Here is a 19018-nt window from a genome sequence, read left to right on the forward strand (position 1 = left end):
GATGTACTGGTTATCCCGTCTATGGAAGCAGCTGCCCGTTCAGGCGGTGCTGCTCGTGTTCACCCTGATCTGGAGCTATCCGTTCATCTGGATTATCTCCTCTTCGTTCAAATCGCAAAGTGAAATGTTTCTCGGCGGAATCAATATCATCCCTAAAGAGCCTACCTTTGATAACTTCATCCGGGCCTGGGATTTGGCTAACTTTTATCAGTTCTTCTTCAATTCTGTGATCGTGACAGTCTCGGTTGTACTGATCGTGCTGGTCATTACCTCCATGGCCGGTTACGCGTTAGGCAGAGGGAATATGCCGGGCAAAAAAATCATCATGACCCTGCTGGTCGTCTCCATGTTTTTACCGAAGGGGTTCACGATTCTGCCGCTCTTTGAGCTGATCGTCGGCCTCGGCTTCAACAATACGCTGATGGGTGTCATTCTGGCAGAATCCGGCCCGTCCAAAATTGTGTCCATTCTGCTGTTCATCGGCTATTTCTCATCCTTGCCGAAAGAGATGGAGGAGTCCGCGACGATTGACGGCGCCGGTTATTTCCGGATGTTCTTCAGCATCATGCTGCCGCTGTCCAAACCGATTCTCGGGACGGTGACCATTTTCAGCTTCATCAACGCCTGGAATGCATTTTTTGTACCGCTGACCTTTACCTTAAGCAAACCTTCGCTTCGCACACTGGGTGTGGGGATGTACAATTTTTTCGGCACCAACAGTGTCGACTGGACGGGACTGGCGGCAGGCGCCTGCATGTCGGTCATTCCGATTATCATCGTATTCCTGTTCCTGCAGCGCTACTTTATTGAGGGCCTGGCAGGTTCAATCAAAGGTTAACCCGGCTCTGTACATTCAGTGAATTGGAGGACTTGAACATGAGTCAGCAAAAAACGCTCTGTACCGGAGTTCTGGTGATCGGCGGAGGAACTGCCGGCTGTGTTGCAGCCCTGGCGGCTGCCGGAGAGGGAGCAGCAGTTATTCTGGTAGAGAGTGACAGTGCGCTCGGCGGTGTGGCGACCCGGGGCGGTATTCACCGCTATTATTACGGATCACCCGGCGGGCTTCAGGAGACCATCGACCGCAGAGCCGAAGAGGCTGCCAAGATATTCGGCGGAGAGACAAAGGGATTTCATCCGGATGCCAAAAGGGTGGTTCTGGCTGAAATGTGTGCTGAATACGGCGTAAAGGTATATCTGGATTCGGTAGTGTACGAGGTGATTATGGAACAGAGCGATGTAACCGGGGTGCGGGTGCTTACTCCGGAGGGCAGGCTGGATATAGAGGCTGAGGTTACCATCGATTGTACCGGAAATGCAAGCCTGGTAAGAATGGCCGGGGGCGGACTGAGGTACGGGCGTGAGCTGGACGGCATCTATCATAACTACTCGCTGATCCCGCGCAGATTGCATGAAGGGCAGATCGGGTACGACAATCTGGATGCGGGCTGGGTTGACCCTTATGATCCGTGGGATGTATCCAGAGCTTTTATCCGCGGACGGGAAAGGATTAGGGAGGATTACGCGGCCGGCAGCCATTACTTCGCGGTCTCCTCCATGCTCGGAGTCCGGGAAGGGGGATTAATCAATGGCGACGCCGTGATTACAATGGACGATTACATTGAGGATACGCCCTCGCCGGAGATCATCTCCCGCAGCTACTCCCATCTGGACAATCACGGGTTCGATACGGGCAATGAGAGTGACTTCAGCCAGCTATGGATTTCTGTACTGGGCTTGTTCGTAAAAGGCCTGTGGTGTGATATTCCTTACGGTTCTCTGCTGCCTCAAGGAATAGGAAGGCTGCTTGTGGCAGGACGGTCGCTCTCGGTGGAACGGGATGTGGGCATGGGCGTCAGAATGCAGAAGGACATGCACAAGGTAGGGGAAGCCGCCGGAACCGCGGCAGCGCTCAGTATCCGTAACGGATGCAGTCCGCGCAATCTGGACAGGTCTGTCCTGCAGGCACGGCTTGTGGAACGGAAAGTCATTGAGGCAAAGGATCTCCACAGGACGAAGGGCCGTAATCTCCAGTTCCGGCACGGGGCGCTTGCGGATGCAGACAAAAGTCCAGCAGAGCTTGCATTAATGGTGCCGGAACTGCTGGATTACCTGGATACGGAAGAACGCTGGAAAGCAGTCTGGCTGCTGGCCGGACGCCGGGGGTCTGCCCCGGATCCGGATAAGGTGGCGGCGCTGGTGCAGCTTTTGCAGGAGGGAACCCGGGAGTCGAAGTTCTGCGCGGCCGTTATACTGTCGATGCTGGGCAGGCGGGAACCTGAGCCGTATCTGCTGGAACTGATTACTGCAAGAGAGAGCAGCAAGCTTGGCAACCATCCCAAATGCGTTCCTTTCTGGATCGCGTCCTTTATTCTGCTCGGTATGCTGAAAAGTACCTCAGCGCTGAAGGAAGCCAGGTCTGTGCTGGCAGAGCAGCCGTCTTCGGTCTTCAGCACATTCATTCTTAATTATATCTCTGCAGTTACAGCAGAAATGACGAATGTTGAGCGTTCTATAATTGCAGCTGCAGTGAAGCAGTGGCTGGCTTCACCGGGACTGGGCAGTGACTACCGGATGCATGGGGAACGGCTGGAATCGCTGCGCTGGAGTCTTGAGCTGCGCGCGGCTGCCTTTTTGGCGGCATGCCCCGGGGAAGAAGAGACGGTCCATACGCTAACTGCGAAGCGGTATGGCGATTCCCGCGGATTTGTCCGTAATGCTGTGCAGCGTCTGGTGCCGGAATATGCACCAGCAGCTCATGAAGGGGGGGAAGCCTGCCTCGGAGAATTTGAGGCCGCTGTAATCGGGGGGTCTGCAGCGGGCGTTCTCTGTGCGGCGGCGCTGTCCAGGCAGGGGAAACAGGTCGTGCTGCTCGAGAGCAGCAGCAGCCTGATGACCGAGGTCACCAGATCACGGCAGACTGTTTTTCCGGCACTATGGACACAGCAGGACGATGAACTGCTTGAGTTTGCTGAAGTACTGCGCGCTGCCGGCGCCTGGGACGGACAGCAGCTGGAGCCTGTGCTGGCGCAATTGGCAGCTGACCGCTTTTTGACAGAAGCAGGGGTCCGCATTCTCTTTGAAGTCCGACTGCTGGAGGAGCAGCTGCCGGAGCACGGCGGGGCTGTCCTTACAGTGGCCCATAAGGGCGGAACCGGTACCATCAAAGCCGGTGAAATTATGAAATTCAGCAGTGAAAGCAGACCTGCCGCGGGGCCTGGCGGTACGATAACCTCCTTGCTGTTAGGCGTACCGGCTGAGGCGGAAACCTTTTATGAAATAAAGGGAGATCATGATGTGCTGCGCCTTCGTATCCGCCCGGGGTTTTATCCGGATGAGTCTTACCTTGATGTCCGCTGGCACGGGGAAGCACGCCAAGAGAAGGCCTCCGGCGAAATTTACATGGTTCAAGCCATGAAGGAGCTGAGAAGCAGAGGCATTATTCCGGATTCTGCCGCCCTTGCTTACATTGCAGATCAGCCATGGGCTGGCAGCGGCCTTGAAAGGGGGGATACCTGCACGGACTGGAGCAGCGGCCTGCACAGATGAAATATTGCAGAAGCTCAATCTTACCAATTTCAGAGAAGGAGTGACTATTCATGAGTATCTTGTCAGCGTTGCCTTTAATCCGGATTGCAGAACTAAAAGTAGAAGGAGCCCCGCAGCAGGAGGTGTCGTTCGCAGCCCTTGGGAGCCTGGTCCCGGCCGGAACGAAACATCTGCTCATTGAAGTCAATGCCGCTCAAACCTATACCGAGCGGAGATTCTGCGAGGTCATGATCAATGGCGATACCGGAAACCGCTACAACCGCAGAGAGTTCATGGCTTCCGGCACAGCGGTTACCACTACGAACACGACCAATACAAATGTAGCCCAGGGTGTGGATATCCCGCCGGCAGGAACCAGCAGATTCGGGGGCGGCTATATTTTCTTTCCCCATGCGTTCCGGACCGACAATTTGAAGCTGTGGCAGTCCATGGGCTCCTCCCTGGAGACGCGCCTGCAGCGCCATGCATGTTCCTGGGAGAGCACCGCAGCTATTGACACCATTACTCTGCAGCCCTGGCGGAATGTTCCCGGCGGAGTAAACCAATGGGCAGCCGGTTCCATCGTGACCCTGTATGCCGTAGATGAATCGCGCCTGATTGAGGAAAAGGCGCTGAGCAGCGCCGGCAAATTCACCTTTGGTTCGCTCCCGGCCGATACGCGCCATCTCGTGATGCTGATGCATCTGCGTTCCGGCGAGAACCTTGCTACACGTCAGGGAGACCGTGTATACCAGATCCTTAACAGCGATCAGCCTACGAGTAACTATAAGGTACAGCGTTTTGGCGGAGAAAATATGGCCAGCAATCTGATTATCGACGAAGCCTTTACCGAAAAGCGGGTAGGCTGGTCTACTGCTGCGGCGGCAGCGGCTGATTCTTATGGAAACCTTGTCGTCATGTATCCAGAATTCCGCAATACAGATTTCCAGAGACCTTGGATCAGCCAGCATGCCGCCTTTGAGGAGATTTATTTCCCGGTCAGCCAGGAAAACGGGCGCTGGACGAATACCAGCGCATTGACCCAGCTGCACTATTATCCCGGCTCGGGGGCCAATTACCTTCCGGGATCACGGATCGGGGCGTATAAGCCGAATCCTGGAACGCGGCATGTGGTTGCCGCCGGCGGAGAAGCGTCGGTTACTTTAGCCGTTCCGGCAGATGCCGCCGGCCTGCGGATTATCGTGGTAGCCCGGACGAATGCCAACCAGGCGGAGGACCGGATCACCATTGAGCTGAACGGGGACGCTGCTGCCGGGAATTATGCCATCCGCCGGGCCTCGGCTTTTGCCGGAACGGATGAGACTGCAGTTGCTGGCGGCAATGAGTTCGGTGTGGTGCCTGGAGGAACGGCGGAAGCAGGCATTTACGGCTGCGGAGCGGCGGCGGTAATCCAGCATGCGGCTGCAGACCGCCACAAGCATATGTTGTCAACCATAGGCGCTTCAGGCGGCCGGCTGGCCATCTACGGCGGGCAATGGAAGAATACTGCTGCTGTCACCTCCGTGACCTTCAAACCGCTGAGCGGCACACTTTTTGCCGCCGGATCTGTATTTGAATTGGTTACGGCAGAGGATAATCTGTAAATAGTAAGTTAGCACGCATTGTTATGCCCCCGCCATTCATTCCGTTTGGAGAGCGGGGGTATTTCGCGCGAGTTGTATTTTGTGCAGTTAAACCGGTCTATTTTTGTGCCGAAAGGTTTTTAATTGCAGATGCTGCACTTAAAAATCCCTCCAACCCGTAAAAGGAGACTTTTTGTTATTTTTAATTGCACAGAATGCACTTAAAGCTCTAATTGCGGTTTTTTATGGTCTTTTAGCTGCAGGAAATACAACTAGCCTCTTACTATACTGTACCTGTCCACATTCGTTACTCTCTCCTATTTGTTTGCAGAGTGCAGGAGCCGGCGTTGTTGGAGTCTAGTCTATAATAATTTTCAGGGTGAATAATGCTGGACAGAAGGGTGAGGTGGAAGCACGAACCGGATTCTATTGCACTTTCTGCAGCAGATCCCCTTTAAATTTGGCGAATAACGCCCTCTATTGCAATTTGTACATCAGAATAACCCTGAAGAAATCATTTATGAACTGGAGGCATGGGGATTTTTTGAGGAATAACGGTTCCCACAAACGAAAAGCCCGCACTGACCGGGAATTGTAACTTTCCTGAACAGTACGGACAACAGCGTAGTTTGCACTTATGCGATTAAACCGACTATAACAACGTCATCAATGTTCCGCCTGCCGCACCTGTTAACACGACGATCCAAGGCGGTACTTTCCAATACACTAACATACTGAATAATATAGCTGCAAAAGCAAAATCAGCAGGTGCCAGAATGGTGCTGGTCCAAATGGGCTGATAAAATGCAGAGATTAATATGCCTACTACTGCCGCGTTTACTCCCATTAGAGCGCCTTTTGCCTGCGGATTCCGGCGTACTGCATCCCAAAAAGGGAGTGTGCCCAGAATTAAAAGAAATGCAGGCAGGAAAACAGCAATGGTTGCCAATATTCCTCCTGTCCATCCGTTCATGACAGCACCCAGATAGGATGCAAATGTAAACAGCGGTCCCGGAACGGCCTGAGCGGCTCCATATCCTGCAAGAAAGGCCTCTTCACTCACCCAGCCGGTAGATACAAATTCCCGTTCTAGCAGAGGTAAAACAACATGTCCTCCCCCAAACACAAGCGAGCCGGAACGGTAGAAGCTGTCAAACACGGCAATCCAGTGTATGGAGGTGGACTCTCTTAATAACGGAAGAACAATGAGCAGGCCGAAAAATAAAACCAAACAAATAACGGCAAAACTGCGTTTAACCGGAAAACTCACTCTTTCCTCAGAATCATCTTTTTGCCGGCTGTAGAACAGGAAACCAAGACATGCTGATAGTAGAATCATACCGATTTGGGCATATGCGGTCTGCCACAATAATGTAGCTACCAGTGCCAATAAGGCAAGTGCTTTTCTTTTCAGATCCGGCGTCAGTTTTTGGGCCATTCCTATAATGGCGTGGGCGACTACGGCGACAGCAACAATTTTTAGCCCATGAATCCAGCCGGCGCTGCCGACATCAAATTGCTGCAGAAGCAAGGCAAACAAAATTAATGCGATTACAGAAGGTAAAGTAAAGCCAAGGAATGAGACGATTCCCCCCAGCACACCTGCCCGCATGACACCTATACCAATGCCAACCTGACTGCTCGCGGGTCCGGGTAGAAACTGGCATAACGCAACTAAGTCCGCATAATTTTTTTCGTCCATCCATTTTCTTTTGCGGATATATTCCTCATGAAAATAACCAAGATGGGCGACAGGGCCGCCAAATGACGTCAAACCCAGTCTGGTGGATACCCTTAAAATTTCGAGCAATGACTTCAACAAACCCCGTTCTCTCCCTGACGGATTACCCACTTAAATTGTCCCTCCACAAGTATGGAATGCCTGTCTGTATAGGATGTTACAATCAATAATCCGTTCCCACAACTCCTATACAAAAAAATGACACTGCCTTGACATTTCTCTTACTTTTGTAAATAAACTTTACGTTACTGCCCCCGCAGCATAGCCGCCTGCTCCTCACGGAATTGGCTCGGCGTCTTGCCGACCAGCCTTCTGAAGATTCTCGCAAAATATTTATAATCCGGTATTCCGACCTGCTCGGCAATTTCGCTGACCTGGCGGTCCGTTTCCATGAGCTGATTTTTGGACATCTCAATCCGGTACCTTGTGACATAATCCGAGAAATTGATTCCAGTCTGGGCTTTGAACAGGTGGCTGAAATAGTTGGGGCTTATGGCCAGATGCTCGCTGATCTCTGCAACGCTGATGGGCTGCCGGTAGTTTTTGGACACATAATCCAGCGCATTTTGGATCTCGGAGCGGTCAATCGGCTGGTCAAAGGACAACTGGCTGGCACTTTGTTTCCACATAAACAGCTGCAGCATGTACTCCTCGACATCGTAAATCGTTTCAAGACCGGCCAGCTCGGACATAAATCTGTTCCTGACCCGGGAATCGGCAAGCGTCCAGCGGGCAGCAAGCCCTTCAAGCCAGCTCAGCAGAGAATCGGGGCAGGTTTTGTTGCGGATTACAGGTTCGATATAGCACTCGCGGACCATCCGCTGAAGCTGGCCGGGGTCCGTCAGGCCGGTTATTCTGGAAACGGGATCGGGAAGGAGCGGAGAGGCAGCGGCCCGGCTGTCAACCCGAGAAGCTGCAGCATATAGATGAACCCCGCCATGTCCATGATAAAACACCTCAGATTGCAGGTCATCCAGCTCGACAAAGGCCTTATTGAAGGCACCGGGCCACTCTTCCGCAGAGGAGCTCATGGGATGTACGGCACTGATCCGGACCGATACGGAAAAGGGGAGATACTGGCGTGCATATTGCAGGATACTTTCATGCAGGGGCATAAGCTTTTGCTGGTCAAAAGAAACACCGGAATGGAGCATCCACAGCCCGATACAGTTTTCTCCCCAGGCAAAAACGTTGTAGGCGACGGTCTGTTCCGTAATCTCTTCGATCATCCGCATCATCACATATTTGAACAGTGAAATATCCTTGGAATGAAAGGTCTGGGTCAGCCGGCTGTAGCGGTCGATACTGACAATGCCCAGCGCAAACGCAGGCCCCGGCCGCTGCCAGTGCACAAAATCGCAGGTTGCGTTCAGTTTCTGCAATGAGGATATCCCGCCGCTGCGGAGATCCAGCATCAGCTGCTTGCGGAGCAGGGGCTGGCTGTCCTGCAGCTGTTTCCGCTCTTCAATAGTAAGCAGCATACGCTCGCGGTCGGCTTCAATTTCCCTGCGGGCAGTATTGAGAATATCAAGCAGCTCCTGATACCCGGAGGTTATTTTGAGCAGATAGCCAAGCGCCCCCAGCGACACCGCCTTGCGTGCAAATTCAAATTCCTGAAAACTCGACAGAATAATGACTTTTACCCTCGGCATCTGTTCCTTCAGCCGCTCCGTAAGCTCCAGGCCGTTCATCCGCGGCATCACCACATCCGTAATGACGACCTCCGGGTTCAGCTGCCGGCACAGCTCCAGCGCTTCTTCTCCGTCTTCAGCCTCGCCAACGATTTCGAAACCATGCTCCTCCAAGGGAAAGGCATAACGGAACCGTTCACGGATTAACGCCTCATCATCGACTACAAGGCAGCGGATTCTTCCCAGCACAAAGGTATCATTGTTCACTCGCTTCAGCCCCTTTCACCACCGGCAGTGTAATGAATATTCTGGTTCCCAGACCTTCCTGGCTCTCTATTCTTAAGCCGTAGGCGTCACCGAATTGAAGCTGCAGCCGTTCATGCACATTGCGCAGTCCCAGCGACGAATAATTCGGCAGCATATCCCCGGATGAAGCGGGAGAATCCGATACTTCCAGCAGGGCTGCCAGCCGTTCCGGCGCAATTCCGGTTCCGTTGTCCTCAATGATCAGCTGCAGGGCTTTTGGCGTTTTCAGCGTACCGCTGACAGTGATTTTGCCGTCTCCCCGCCGTTTCTCTTTGATGCCATGAAAGATTGCGTTTTCAATAATAGGCTGCAGCGTCAGTTTCAGAATCCGGCAGTCCAGGATCTGCTCATCAATCTCATAATTGACTTCAAATTTATTCTGATAGCGGATCTGCTGCAAATATACATAATGCTTCAGTCCCTGAAGCTCTCCGTTCACAGTGGTTAAGGCTTCACCTTTGCCCATGGAATAATCAAGCAGATGCACGAGCGCATGCAGGACCTTGGAAATCTCATCCGTCCGTTTCAGGTCGACCAGGGCATTGATTGAATTCAGCGTGTTATATAAAAAATGCGGGTTAATCTGCGCCTGCAGCGCTCTGAACTCGTATTGTTTCTTCAGCTTTTCCGTCCGCAGCTTGTCGTCTATCAGCTCTCCGATATGATCCAGCATGACGTTAAAAGAGTCGGCCAGCATCCGGAACTCATCCTTGCGCTTCAAGTGGATGCGAAGCTTGAGATTGCCCTTTTGCACCTTGCGCATCTGGAGAATGAGGCTGGAGATCGGACCGTCGAAGTAGCGGGCGAGAAAAAAGGAGATGACAAGTGAAAGGAAAATAAAGAAAAGCGTCAAATAAATGGCGTAGTAGCGGAGCTGGTTGACGGGTGCAAGAATGTCGTGCTTTTTGACAAAGGTGACCAGCCGCCAGTTCTGCGAATTGGGCGAACCCAGAAGGGCTACAAACTCCTCATTCCCGGCAAACAAAGGAGACAGACCGGTAACCTTATCCTGCAGACGGCGGGTGATCTGTTGATACAGGCTGATATATTCGTCCTGTCTGACCTTGATTGCGCTGATGATCGGTTTATATTCAGGGTTGAACAGCAGGGTGGAGATGGAGGGTTCCGGATTCATGCCGACGATAAGCTCATTGATGGCCAGCAGGTCCAGGTCAGCAGCCAGAATCCCCTGCATATCCATGCCTCTGTTCACCGTTACTGCGATCGTCAGCACCAGACCTTTGTTCGGAGACTGGTAAGGTCCGATGGTCTGCAGGGATTGCCAGGAGTTCCTTGCACCGGAATACAGCTGGTCAATCAGGGAATCCGGAAGCTCTGTCGCCGGCACTGTCTCATAAATAGATCTGTCGGGAGCGATGAAATACATGCCTCTTGAAAAAGGGTACACGGAATATTGATACATCCGGAGCACCTCGGTAACGGCCTCCTCAGACTGGCCTGTTTCCGCAAGCTTGCTGGCCAATTCCCCGAGCGGATTTTTGATATCCGCGAGAATGCGTTCGAGCTGATCGAACTGGCGGCCGGCATAGGATTCCATCTGGTTCATTTGTTTGTCGGTCAGGAGGCCGGTGATGTAACGGTAGGCGATAATACTTATGGATAAGGCTACAGCCAGCATGCTGGCCAGGATAATGATAAACATTTTGAAGCGGATTTTATGGAGGAAAAGGAGCGAATTCTTCATAGCCGTTAGCCCTCCCGCCTGAGTTCATTGCATGTTCAGTGTAACGATGAAATTTTGCCCCTGTCAATGAAATGCCTGGAAATCCTGAAAGTGGGTAGATTTCTCCACCCTGTTTGTAGCATTGTAGGATACGGGATGTCTCGGAGTCCCTGCTACAATACAACTGTGATCAAAGTAATTGCGCATGAATCTAAATCAGGGGAGTGCATGAAAGATGAGAAGAGCAGGACGTTCACTGATCGGTTCGCTGGTAACGGCTATTGCCCTGGCCGGAACACTGGCAGGCTGCAGCGGAGGGAACAATGGGAATAACGGGAGCACCAGCGCCGGCAGCCCGGCAGCCGATCCCACCGCAGCCGCTACCGCCAAGCCGGCCGAAGTGCAGAAGGTTAATTTCTCGATGGTGTCCGCAAGACCCGGAGATGAAGCTTTCTATAAAGAACAAATGGATTTGTTCATGAAAGACAATCCCGACGTAAAAGTCACCGTCATCGCCAATCCGACCGAGCAGTATAACAATGCGCTTCAGCTGTCTTTTGCCGCAAACGAGGGTCCGGACTTGTTCTTTATTGAAGGCGGCCAGCCGCAGGCGCGTACGGTCTATGACAATCACTGGGTGGAGCCGCTGGACAGCTATATGGACGACGACTTTCTCGCCCGGTTTCCCGAAGGCGCTTTCAGCCGCACAAGCCAGACCCGGGTGAACGGGGAGGTCATCGGGATTCCGGTGCGGGACCCGCGTTTTGACAAGGTGAGACCGCTCTATTACAACGCGGATATCCTGGAGCAATACGGCTTCAGCGAGCCGCCGAAGACGCACAGCGAGTTCACTGCAATGGCAACGAAGATCACCGAGGAAGGTAAAGGCAAGGTCTACGGCTTTGCGATGATGGGCAAGGCGCCGGCGGTGTTCGGGCTGACGGTTTCCGGCCTCGGCTCGGGACTGGAGGGCGGCGTGATCGGCTATGAAGGCAACACGATCATCAACCTGCTGAGCGGACAGTTCTCTTCGAAGTCGGCGACACCGGTCGTTGAGATGCTGCGGCAGCTGAATGCGCAGAAGATTGTCGCACCGGGCTGGGAGAACTGGGATACGGCGCAGATGCACCAGCAGTTCGCAGCCGGCCGGGTAGCGATGTTCATCGGGGCCGCCTGGCAGGCGGAGGAAATCCGCAAGCTGAACGAGGGGATTGATATGGGCATTGCAGCAGCCCCTGTACCGGATGACGGACGCAAAGGCTACCGGGATACACCGACGATTGCCGAGCCGCGGTATGCCATGAGCGCACAGTCCGAAGTAAAAGAAGCCGCGTGGAAAGTGCTTAACTTCCTGGGCTCCGTGGAGTTTGAGCGGGCGAATTATGAATACGCCAAGGAACTGGTCGTCATGCCGGAAGCGATGGAAGGGATCGAAATGTCGCCAGATATGCAGGCGATTGTGAAGGTGATGGATGAGACGATCCGCATGACCCCGGCGATCAATACGAAGAACCAGAACTATGACCAGTTCTCGAAGAATATCAGCGACGCGATGCCGAAGCCGAAGATTCAGGAGGTCTTCCTGAAGGCCGTCATGGAGAATGCAGACCCTGTGCCGCTGGCAGAAAGCTATGACCAGAAGGCGAATGCGGTCATCGATGAGCAGATTAAGATTGCCAACGAGGGGGGCATTGAATTTACCCGTGAAGATATGAAATATCCCGGCTGGGACCCGATGCAGGATTACATTGTGGAGTAGCACTGTGCAAGTCCAACTGAGGAAGGGGTTATTCTGTGAACACAAGCAAACGGTCATTTCTGCTGTTCCTGGTAATTACGCTGCTGCTCCCCTTGTCATGGCCAGGCGGTATGGCTCAGGCTGAGGGACCGCCGGCACCGGTGACTTACCCGTCATCTGCAGGCTTCAGTGATACGCAGGGCCACAATGGATGGAGTTATCTGAAGCTGGAGGGGAATGTATACAGTGAGCTTACCGTGTATGATGCCGCCAACAAACGCTGGCAGGCTGCCCCCTCCTCTCCTGTATATCCCTGGATCAAAGCCGGAGAAATGCATCCGGGCAATACAGGGGCTGCTGTCCGTGCCTGGACAGCACCCGGTAACGGAACCGTGGATATCTCCGGCGGTGTCCGCAAAGGGGATAATAACGGCGACGGTATGATTGCCTCCATCAAGAAGAATGATGGAGTGCTCTGGAGCACGCTGATCACCACAAACACAGCTATTGATCCCGTACAGACCTCGGGGATCTCTGTTGCGGCCGGTGACCGTATTACCTTTGAGGCCGGCAAAGGGGGGAACATCAGCAACGACCATACCTTCTGGTCGCCGGTGATTGTTTTTACAGCGGCGAATACTCCCGGTCCGGGTACGGACCCGCCTGAGACAGGCGGATTACAGCTGCCCGTCACGGAATCGGTAAATACAAGAGGCGGCGCGGAACATGAGAATGTCAACCAGATGATGCGGGTTCCTGCGGTAAATGTTCCTGCTTCCGGCAGCCAGTTCTGGGTTAAAGCCCGTCTTAAGGACGGCATCCCTGACCCCGTAAATACCCGCCATGGATATGTAAAAGCGGAGTTATCGGATTATCCGTACGGGGCTGCCGGGTCGGTTACGCTTAATGTGTATCAGACGGCAAGTCTGGCACGTGAAGTTCCGGTAACCTTGTATGGACTACAGGACAGCTTATGGGCCGAGGAGAGCATCACCTGGAACAATGCCCCGCAGGAAGCGGGGAGTCCGCTCGGAACACAGCGTGTCAAGGAACCGGGCTGGTACACCTATGACATTACTGGATTTGTAAACGCTTTATTGATGGCTGGTGCTCCAAATGCTTCTTTCCGTCTGACAGACGATGCCGCTGCTGATTTGAATGCCCAGTTTGCCTCCAGCCGGGCAGCGGATTACAGGCCCTATCTGGAATTTCAAGGCGGAATTGAAGGGACCGCACCTGTAACAGCTGATCCTCCGGCCGGATATGTGGAGCCCGGGACAGCAGTGACGTTATCCACCTTAACATCGGAAGCTGAAATATACTACACGGTAGACGGCAGTGATCCGCGGACTTCAGGCCTGCTGTACAATACGCCTGTTGTTATTACGGAACCATTGACCCTCAAGGCTGTTGCCCGCAAAGCGGGGCTCGCTGACAGCATCATAACCAGCTTTGATTATCAGACCGCTGTGCTGGAGCAGGGGGGCGTAACGAACCTGCCGGACAGCTTCTACAGCCGTCCGGGGCTTGAAACGATGCCCGTCCTGGATTATGCCTCGATGAAAGTGGCTAATGTCAGAGACTTTGGAGCGAAAGGGGACGGCATTACTGACGATAAAGCTGCCTTCGACCAGGCCGTCGATGCCCTGAGTGCCGCGGGCGGCGGAATTGTGTTTATGCCGTCCGGGAGGTATGTGTTTGCTGCCCCGCCGACACCGGAAGCCACTGCTGCCGACCGCAGATTCTGGGACCGCACCGGTGAGCGGGAGCTGCATAATATCCACTTTGTGGGGGAAGGCGAATCCACTATCATCGATTTCCGGAATCCGGGGATTCCGTCGCTGGCATCAGGCCAGTCTTACCATAACACCAACGGTGTGTATACCGGGGGCCGGCCGTACGGCTGGAGGTTTGCCGGAAGCGATTATTCCTTGCGCGGCTTCAGCACCACCTGGTCGCCTCGCATGGATATGAGGTCGATTAACGGCCCGTACAATATCGGGTTGTCCGGACAGAATATTCAGGTTACAGGCCTCAATATAGACCAGGGAGGCATCGGGATTGTTTTTTGGCAGGGCTCCAGGAACATCTGGGCTGTCGGCAATGAGGTAAGGAATACGGGGGCGGACGGCATTCATTTTGCCAACACTGTCAATGTGGTCGCTGCCTATAACTATGTCGAGAACAGCAACGACGATGCGGTCGGGTTTGTCTCGGATGCTCCGGGAAGCAATAACTGGCCGGTCTCCGAGAACAACGCCGCTTTGTACAATACCATTGTCCGGACCACCTGGGGCAGAGGCGTCAGTGCGGGAGGCATTGGCCACCGGATCGAACACAACAGTATTGAAAGCTCCCTGCTGGCAGGGGTGTTCACCAACTCTCTCGGCCAGGGCGGCGTGTCCGGTGTTCCGGTGAAGGATGTATCCATCCGGTACAATACCATTTTGTGGTCAGACCAGAATAACCGCCAGAGCAACAACAATAACCAGAGCTCTGTATACAAAGGTGCAGTGGTGCTGAATAACAACGCGGCAAATACGGCGATTGAGCATAACCGAATATATGGAAATCCGGGCAACGGCATTTTCTTCAGCGCCTGGAGTTCTCCTTTGCAGGGGAAGGATCTGCAGGTGAACGGCAACCGGATTGCCGGATCGGGAGAAGGTGCCATTAAGATCAACAGCAATGCAGTGATTGACGGGCTTGAAGTAAAAGACAATATTCTTCTGGACAATAATGCAAGCGTACTGTTTGGAGGGACCCTGAGCGGAACTCTTGATTACTCCGGCAATAAGGTGAGTCAGCCTACTGTCCCTGTGAAGGCAGGGTTCGATACGGTAACGGAGGCTTCAGAGTTTACGGATGTCTTTGCGGACAAAGCTGCCGAACCAAGCGGAACACAGTGGGAGGAGACTGCCTCGGCGCCGGTAAACGGCGGGATTGTCAATGTCAGGGATTACGGGGCAACAGGTGACGGAACAGGCAATGACCTGCAGGCATTCTACGATGCTCTGGCTGCCATACCTGATGCAGGAGGCGTGCTGTATGTACCCGCCGGAACGTATCTCTTGCAGCCGCTTGAGGGCCGGGACAGCTACCCGTTTACCGCAATCCGCCATCATCTGCTGCTCTCGGGCAGACATAATATCCATATTACAGGAGACGGCGATGCTTCTGTATTGAGGTTCGCTTCAGAAGACCATCAGGGAATCCGGCTGCTGGATGTCAGCGGTGTCTCCATCCGCAATCTGCGCCTGCAGCTTGATGATCAGCCTGCCCAGCGCCATAACCGCTCCCTGCTGGATATCTCTGCGAGTACTAACGTGGTGGTTGACAACGTTACCGCTGAGCGCTCCGGCGGGCCGGGCATTTCAGCGGATGCGTCCACACGCGTATCCATCCGGGACAGTAAGGTTTCGGATTCGGGGACAGCCGGCATTGAGCTGCTGGCCAGCCGCCAAATCGAAGTGACAGGCAGTGTGGTCTCCAACTCCCGTGACAACGGAATTCATGTGAACAAGCTGGGCAGCATTGCCCGCGAGCCGCAGTATATCCGGATCCAGGGCAATGAGATCCGGGGCTCCCGTGATTATGGCGGGATTGGCATTGCCAGCGGCAACTATATTGAAGTGGCAGATAATATCATTTCTGATACGCATCTGGCCGGGGTTCACCTGTACTATACCAGTGAGGCCTATTTTCTTGACCAGGTAAGGGTTACGGGAAATACGCTGCTGAATACAAATAGCGGTCCGGGAACCTATCACTATGGTGCAATTACGGTGCTCAGAAGCATGAGAGGCAACCTGGAGATCTCAGGTAATCATATTGAATCCACTCCATATGCCGGCATAGCCATTGACCAGAGCACACTGTCCAGCCTTAAGCTGGGCACGAACAGCTTCAGCGGAGTGGGCGGTGAACCTGTGCGTCAGAGCGGCTCAACGATCGCCTCTTTTGTGGATCTGGATAAGCAGGTTCATATTGCTTCAGTGACTCCTAAGCCGCTGAACAGCGGTGACTGGTCGGACTGGGCGCTGCTTGTGGAGCTTGAGAACAGCGGAGCCGCACCGGCTGGAGGGTCGCTGCATCTGGATGGGCCGGAACACTGGAAGAATACAGTCGCGGCGGTTCCGTTCGAGGCCCTGGCTCCGGGGGCCCGGACAACGCTGGTAGTCGATGTGCCGGCTCCGCCAAACACCCATGCTGTACCAGCGGAATTGCGGCTGAGCCTGTCCAGCGGTGCGGAAATAAAGACGTCTGCACAGATCAATTTTCTTGCTGCTGCAAAGACCAATGCTGCTCCGGAAATAGACGGGGTGATAGGTGACGACTGGTCAAAAGCAATGCCGTTCCAGCTGAAGCTGCCTTCCCAATATAAGCCGGTAAGCGGCGGAACCGTTCCGTGGGGAGGAGAAGAAGACTTAAGCGCTGCCGGCTTTACCCAGTGGGACGACTCACAGCTCTATGTCGCGGTTGTTGTACAAGACAATATACACAGCCAGCCGAGTACAGACGGCTCTGCCTGGATGGGGGACAGTCTGCAGTTCATGGTGGATCCGGGGAGGGTGAACGGGCCTGGGAGCAGCGGTTACAGTGAGCTGCTCTTTGCCCTACCGGACGCTGGCGGTACAGTGAAATGGCGCTGGTCCGCAGTTTCCGGCAAACAGCCGGGTGAGCTGATCAACACCAGCGCGGCCATTGTAAGAGACGAAGCCAGCCGGACAACCACGTACGAAATAGCGATTCCATGGGAAGAGCTGCTTCCGGCAGAGGCCCCGGCTGTTCCGTCTCTGGCGGGCTTCTCCCTGCTGGTGAACGATGATGACGGTCCCGGCCGGCACGGGTGGCTGGAATATATGAGCGGCATCGGCACCGGCAAAAACCCTAATTTGTTCGGGGAGCTGGTTTTGACCGAAGTCCCCGGTGGACCGGGCAATCCTGGAGGACCCGAGGAGCCGGGCGGACCGGAAGAACCCGGAGGACCGGAGTTCCCTGGGGGACCGGGGAATCCAGGAGGGCCGGAGAATCCTGGAGGGCCGGTGAATCCCGGAGGACCGGGGAATCCTGGGGGACCGGAGAATCCCGGCGGACCGGTGAATCCCGGCGGACCGCAAATCCCTGTTCTTCCTGGTACAGGGGCCGGTTCCAACCCTGCTCAGCCTGCGGTCCCCGGAACGGTCCAGTCTCCGGGAGTGGAGGAAGATGGCACTAATTTGTGGATGGAGCTGATTCCGCAAGGGGATTCTGCTAGCGGTTCAGCCAAGGCAGTGCTGACAGCCGATGCCTTGAAGCATTATATAAGCAGGGCAAAAGCCTCTGCAGCAGTAAGCCTTAGAATTCAGCCGCTAAGCGGAGCGGAGGCCTATGAAACCGTACTGCAAATGTCCGGGCTGAGGGAGACCCTGGCCGGGAGACCGCTCGAGATCAGCACTCCGCTGGGCAGCGTAACCCTGCCTTCGATACTGCTGAAATCCATCCCTGCGCAAAGTACGGGGGAGCTGTCTCTGATTATTAAGGCTGCGAGCGGTAATATTCCGGAAAAGCTGAAGGAGTCTGCCGGTAACCGCCCGGTTTTGGACATCGATCTGGCTCTGGATGGCAGACGAATCTTCAGCCCGGAAGGGGAAGTGACAATCCGTATTCCTTATCAGCCGTCTTCAGCGGAAATGACGAATCCACAGCTTATCTCCGTCCGTAAGATCAGCGATGAGGGAAATATTCAAGCGGTGACTAATGCCAGGTTCGATGCCGGAACCGGGAGCATTGTCTTCCGCACCCGGAAATTTTCCCGGTATGCAGTTGTTTATCACAAGTCCGTGTTCCAGGATATGAATACCTTCAGCTGGGCGCATCCTGCAGTGGAGGTCCTTTCCGCAAAAGGTATAATCCAGGGCGTAACCGAGACCAAATTTGCTCCTGAAGCCTTGATAACGAGAGGCGATTATATTCTGCTGCTTACCCGGATGCTGGAACTCAAGGCCCAAACCGCCGAACCGTTCCGTGACATCAAGCCAAGTGACCACTATTTTGAAGCTGCAGGAGCTGCCAAAGCACTAGGTATCGCTTCCGGTAATGGAAAAAATACTTTTGAAGCTGAGCGGCCTGTTACACGGCAGGAGATGGCAGTCTTTGCAGTGAGGGCCTTGGAAGCCGCCGGACTGTTAAGGCCGGAAGAAATACAGGCAACCTTATCAGGTTATACAGATGCGGACGAGATTGCCCCTTATGCCAAAGACAGTGTGGCAGCCCTTGCGGCCAGAGGGATTTTACAGGGCAAATCCGCTGAAAGGCTTCATCCGCAGGAGGCGGCTTCCAGAGCCGAGGCGGCTGCCATACTGTACCGGATTTACACCTCAATCATGAACTGATCTTTACGTCGTTTTTTGCCCAGGTCTGCTGATTATTCGAAATAGGTAATACCACAACGATTAAAGTACCGATCTAAGGCTTAGTGGGATTTTCTCCACCTAATTCTGCCCTTTTTCATCAATTATGATCTTTAGTTGGAAATTCTCCAGCTAATCGGACGGATAGAGGCCTTTGGAGGCACATCCGGTAATTTTAAGTGGAGTTTTTCCCACTAGTCTTGCAATACTGGTATTGTCCTTAGAATTAGGTGCGGAATTTCCACTTATATAGAATGGACTTGAAGATAATCTAATAGGAAAGAGTGGCGGAGGAGAAGTTTGGAACTGTAGGAGCGATAGCGTCCGCCTGATAGCTTTCCGCAGAAAAGCTCGCTTCGAAAGCATAGGCAGTCTGCGGATTTCCACCGCGAAGAGCGGTGTGAATCAATGGGATTTA

General features: G+C 53.9%; 8 protein-coding genes. 5 read left to right on the plus strand and 3 right to left on the minus strand.

Annotation, left to right across the window (positions count from 1 at the left end):
* Position 1: 1 nt before the first annotated feature.
* From C2I18_RS26550 to C2I18_RS26560, 3 genes are read left to right on the plus strand one after another with little or no spacing between them, the layout of a single operon-like run.
* Positions 2-838, plus strand: coding sequence for a carbohydrate ABC transporter permease (locus C2I18_RS26550; protein ID WP_249898696.1), 837 nt, complete (start codon positions 2-4; stop codon positions 836-838).
* A 38-nt stretch (positions 839-876) separates the two neighbouring features.
* Positions 877-3546, plus strand: coding sequence for an FAD-dependent oxidoreductase (locus tag C2I18_RS26555; RefSeq protein ID WP_249898697.1), 2670 nt, complete (start codon positions 877-879; stop codon positions 3544-3546).
* 50 nt (positions 3547-3596) lie between these two features.
* A complete protein-coding gene (locus C2I18_RS26560) occupies positions 3597-5129 on the plus strand; it encodes a hypothetical protein (RefSeq protein WP_249898698.1) in 1533 nt (510 codons plus the stop codon).
* A 631-nt stretch (positions 5130-5760) separates the two neighbouring features.
* On the opposite strand, the gene C2I18_RS26565 is transcribed toward C2I18_RS26560, so the two are convergent.
* The 3 genes from C2I18_RS26565 to C2I18_RS26575 form a co-directional block, all read right to left on the minus strand.
* On the minus strand, positions 5761-6927 hold the full coding sequence (locus C2I18_RS26565; RefSeq protein WP_249902260.1) for a chromate transporter: 1167 nt from the start codon (positions 6925-6927) through the stop codon (positions 5761-5763).
* Positions 6928-7094: 167 nt separating this feature from the next.
* Positions 7095-8747, minus strand: a complete 1653-nt coding sequence (locus tag C2I18_RS26570) for a response regulator transcription factor (RefSeq protein ID WP_249898699.1) — start codon at positions 8745-8747, stop codon at positions 7095-7097.
* Positions 8737-10491 carry a sensor histidine kinase gene (locus C2I18_RS26575; protein ID WP_249898700.1) on the minus strand — a complete coding sequence of 585 codons (1755 nt, stop codon included), beginning with the start codon at positions 10489-10491 and terminating at the stop codon, positions 8737-8739. Before C2I18_RS26575 ends, C2I18_RS26570 begins: the two co-directional genes overlap by 11 nt.
* 214 nt (positions 10492-10705) lie before the next feature.
* On the opposite strand from C2I18_RS26575, the gene C2I18_RS26580 reads away from it, so the two are divergent.
* Positions 10706-12229, plus strand: coding sequence for an ABC transporter substrate-binding protein (locus tag C2I18_RS26580; protein ID WP_249898701.1), 1524 nt, complete (start codon positions 10706-10708; stop codon positions 12227-12229).
* Between the two features lie 35 nt (positions 12230-12264).
* The gene (locus C2I18_RS26585) at positions 12265-18582 is read left to right on the plus strand and encodes an S-layer homology domain-containing protein (RefSeq protein ID WP_249898702.1); all 6318 of its coding nucleotides are present in this window, start codon (positions 12265-12267) and stop codon (positions 18580-18582) included.
* The last annotated feature ends 436 nt before the right edge of the window (positions 18583-19018 follow it).

The organism is Paenibacillus sp. PK3_47, from assembly GCF_023520895.1.
Lineage (GTDB): Bacteria > Bacillota > Bacilli > Paenibacillales > Paenibacillaceae > Paenibacillus_AQ.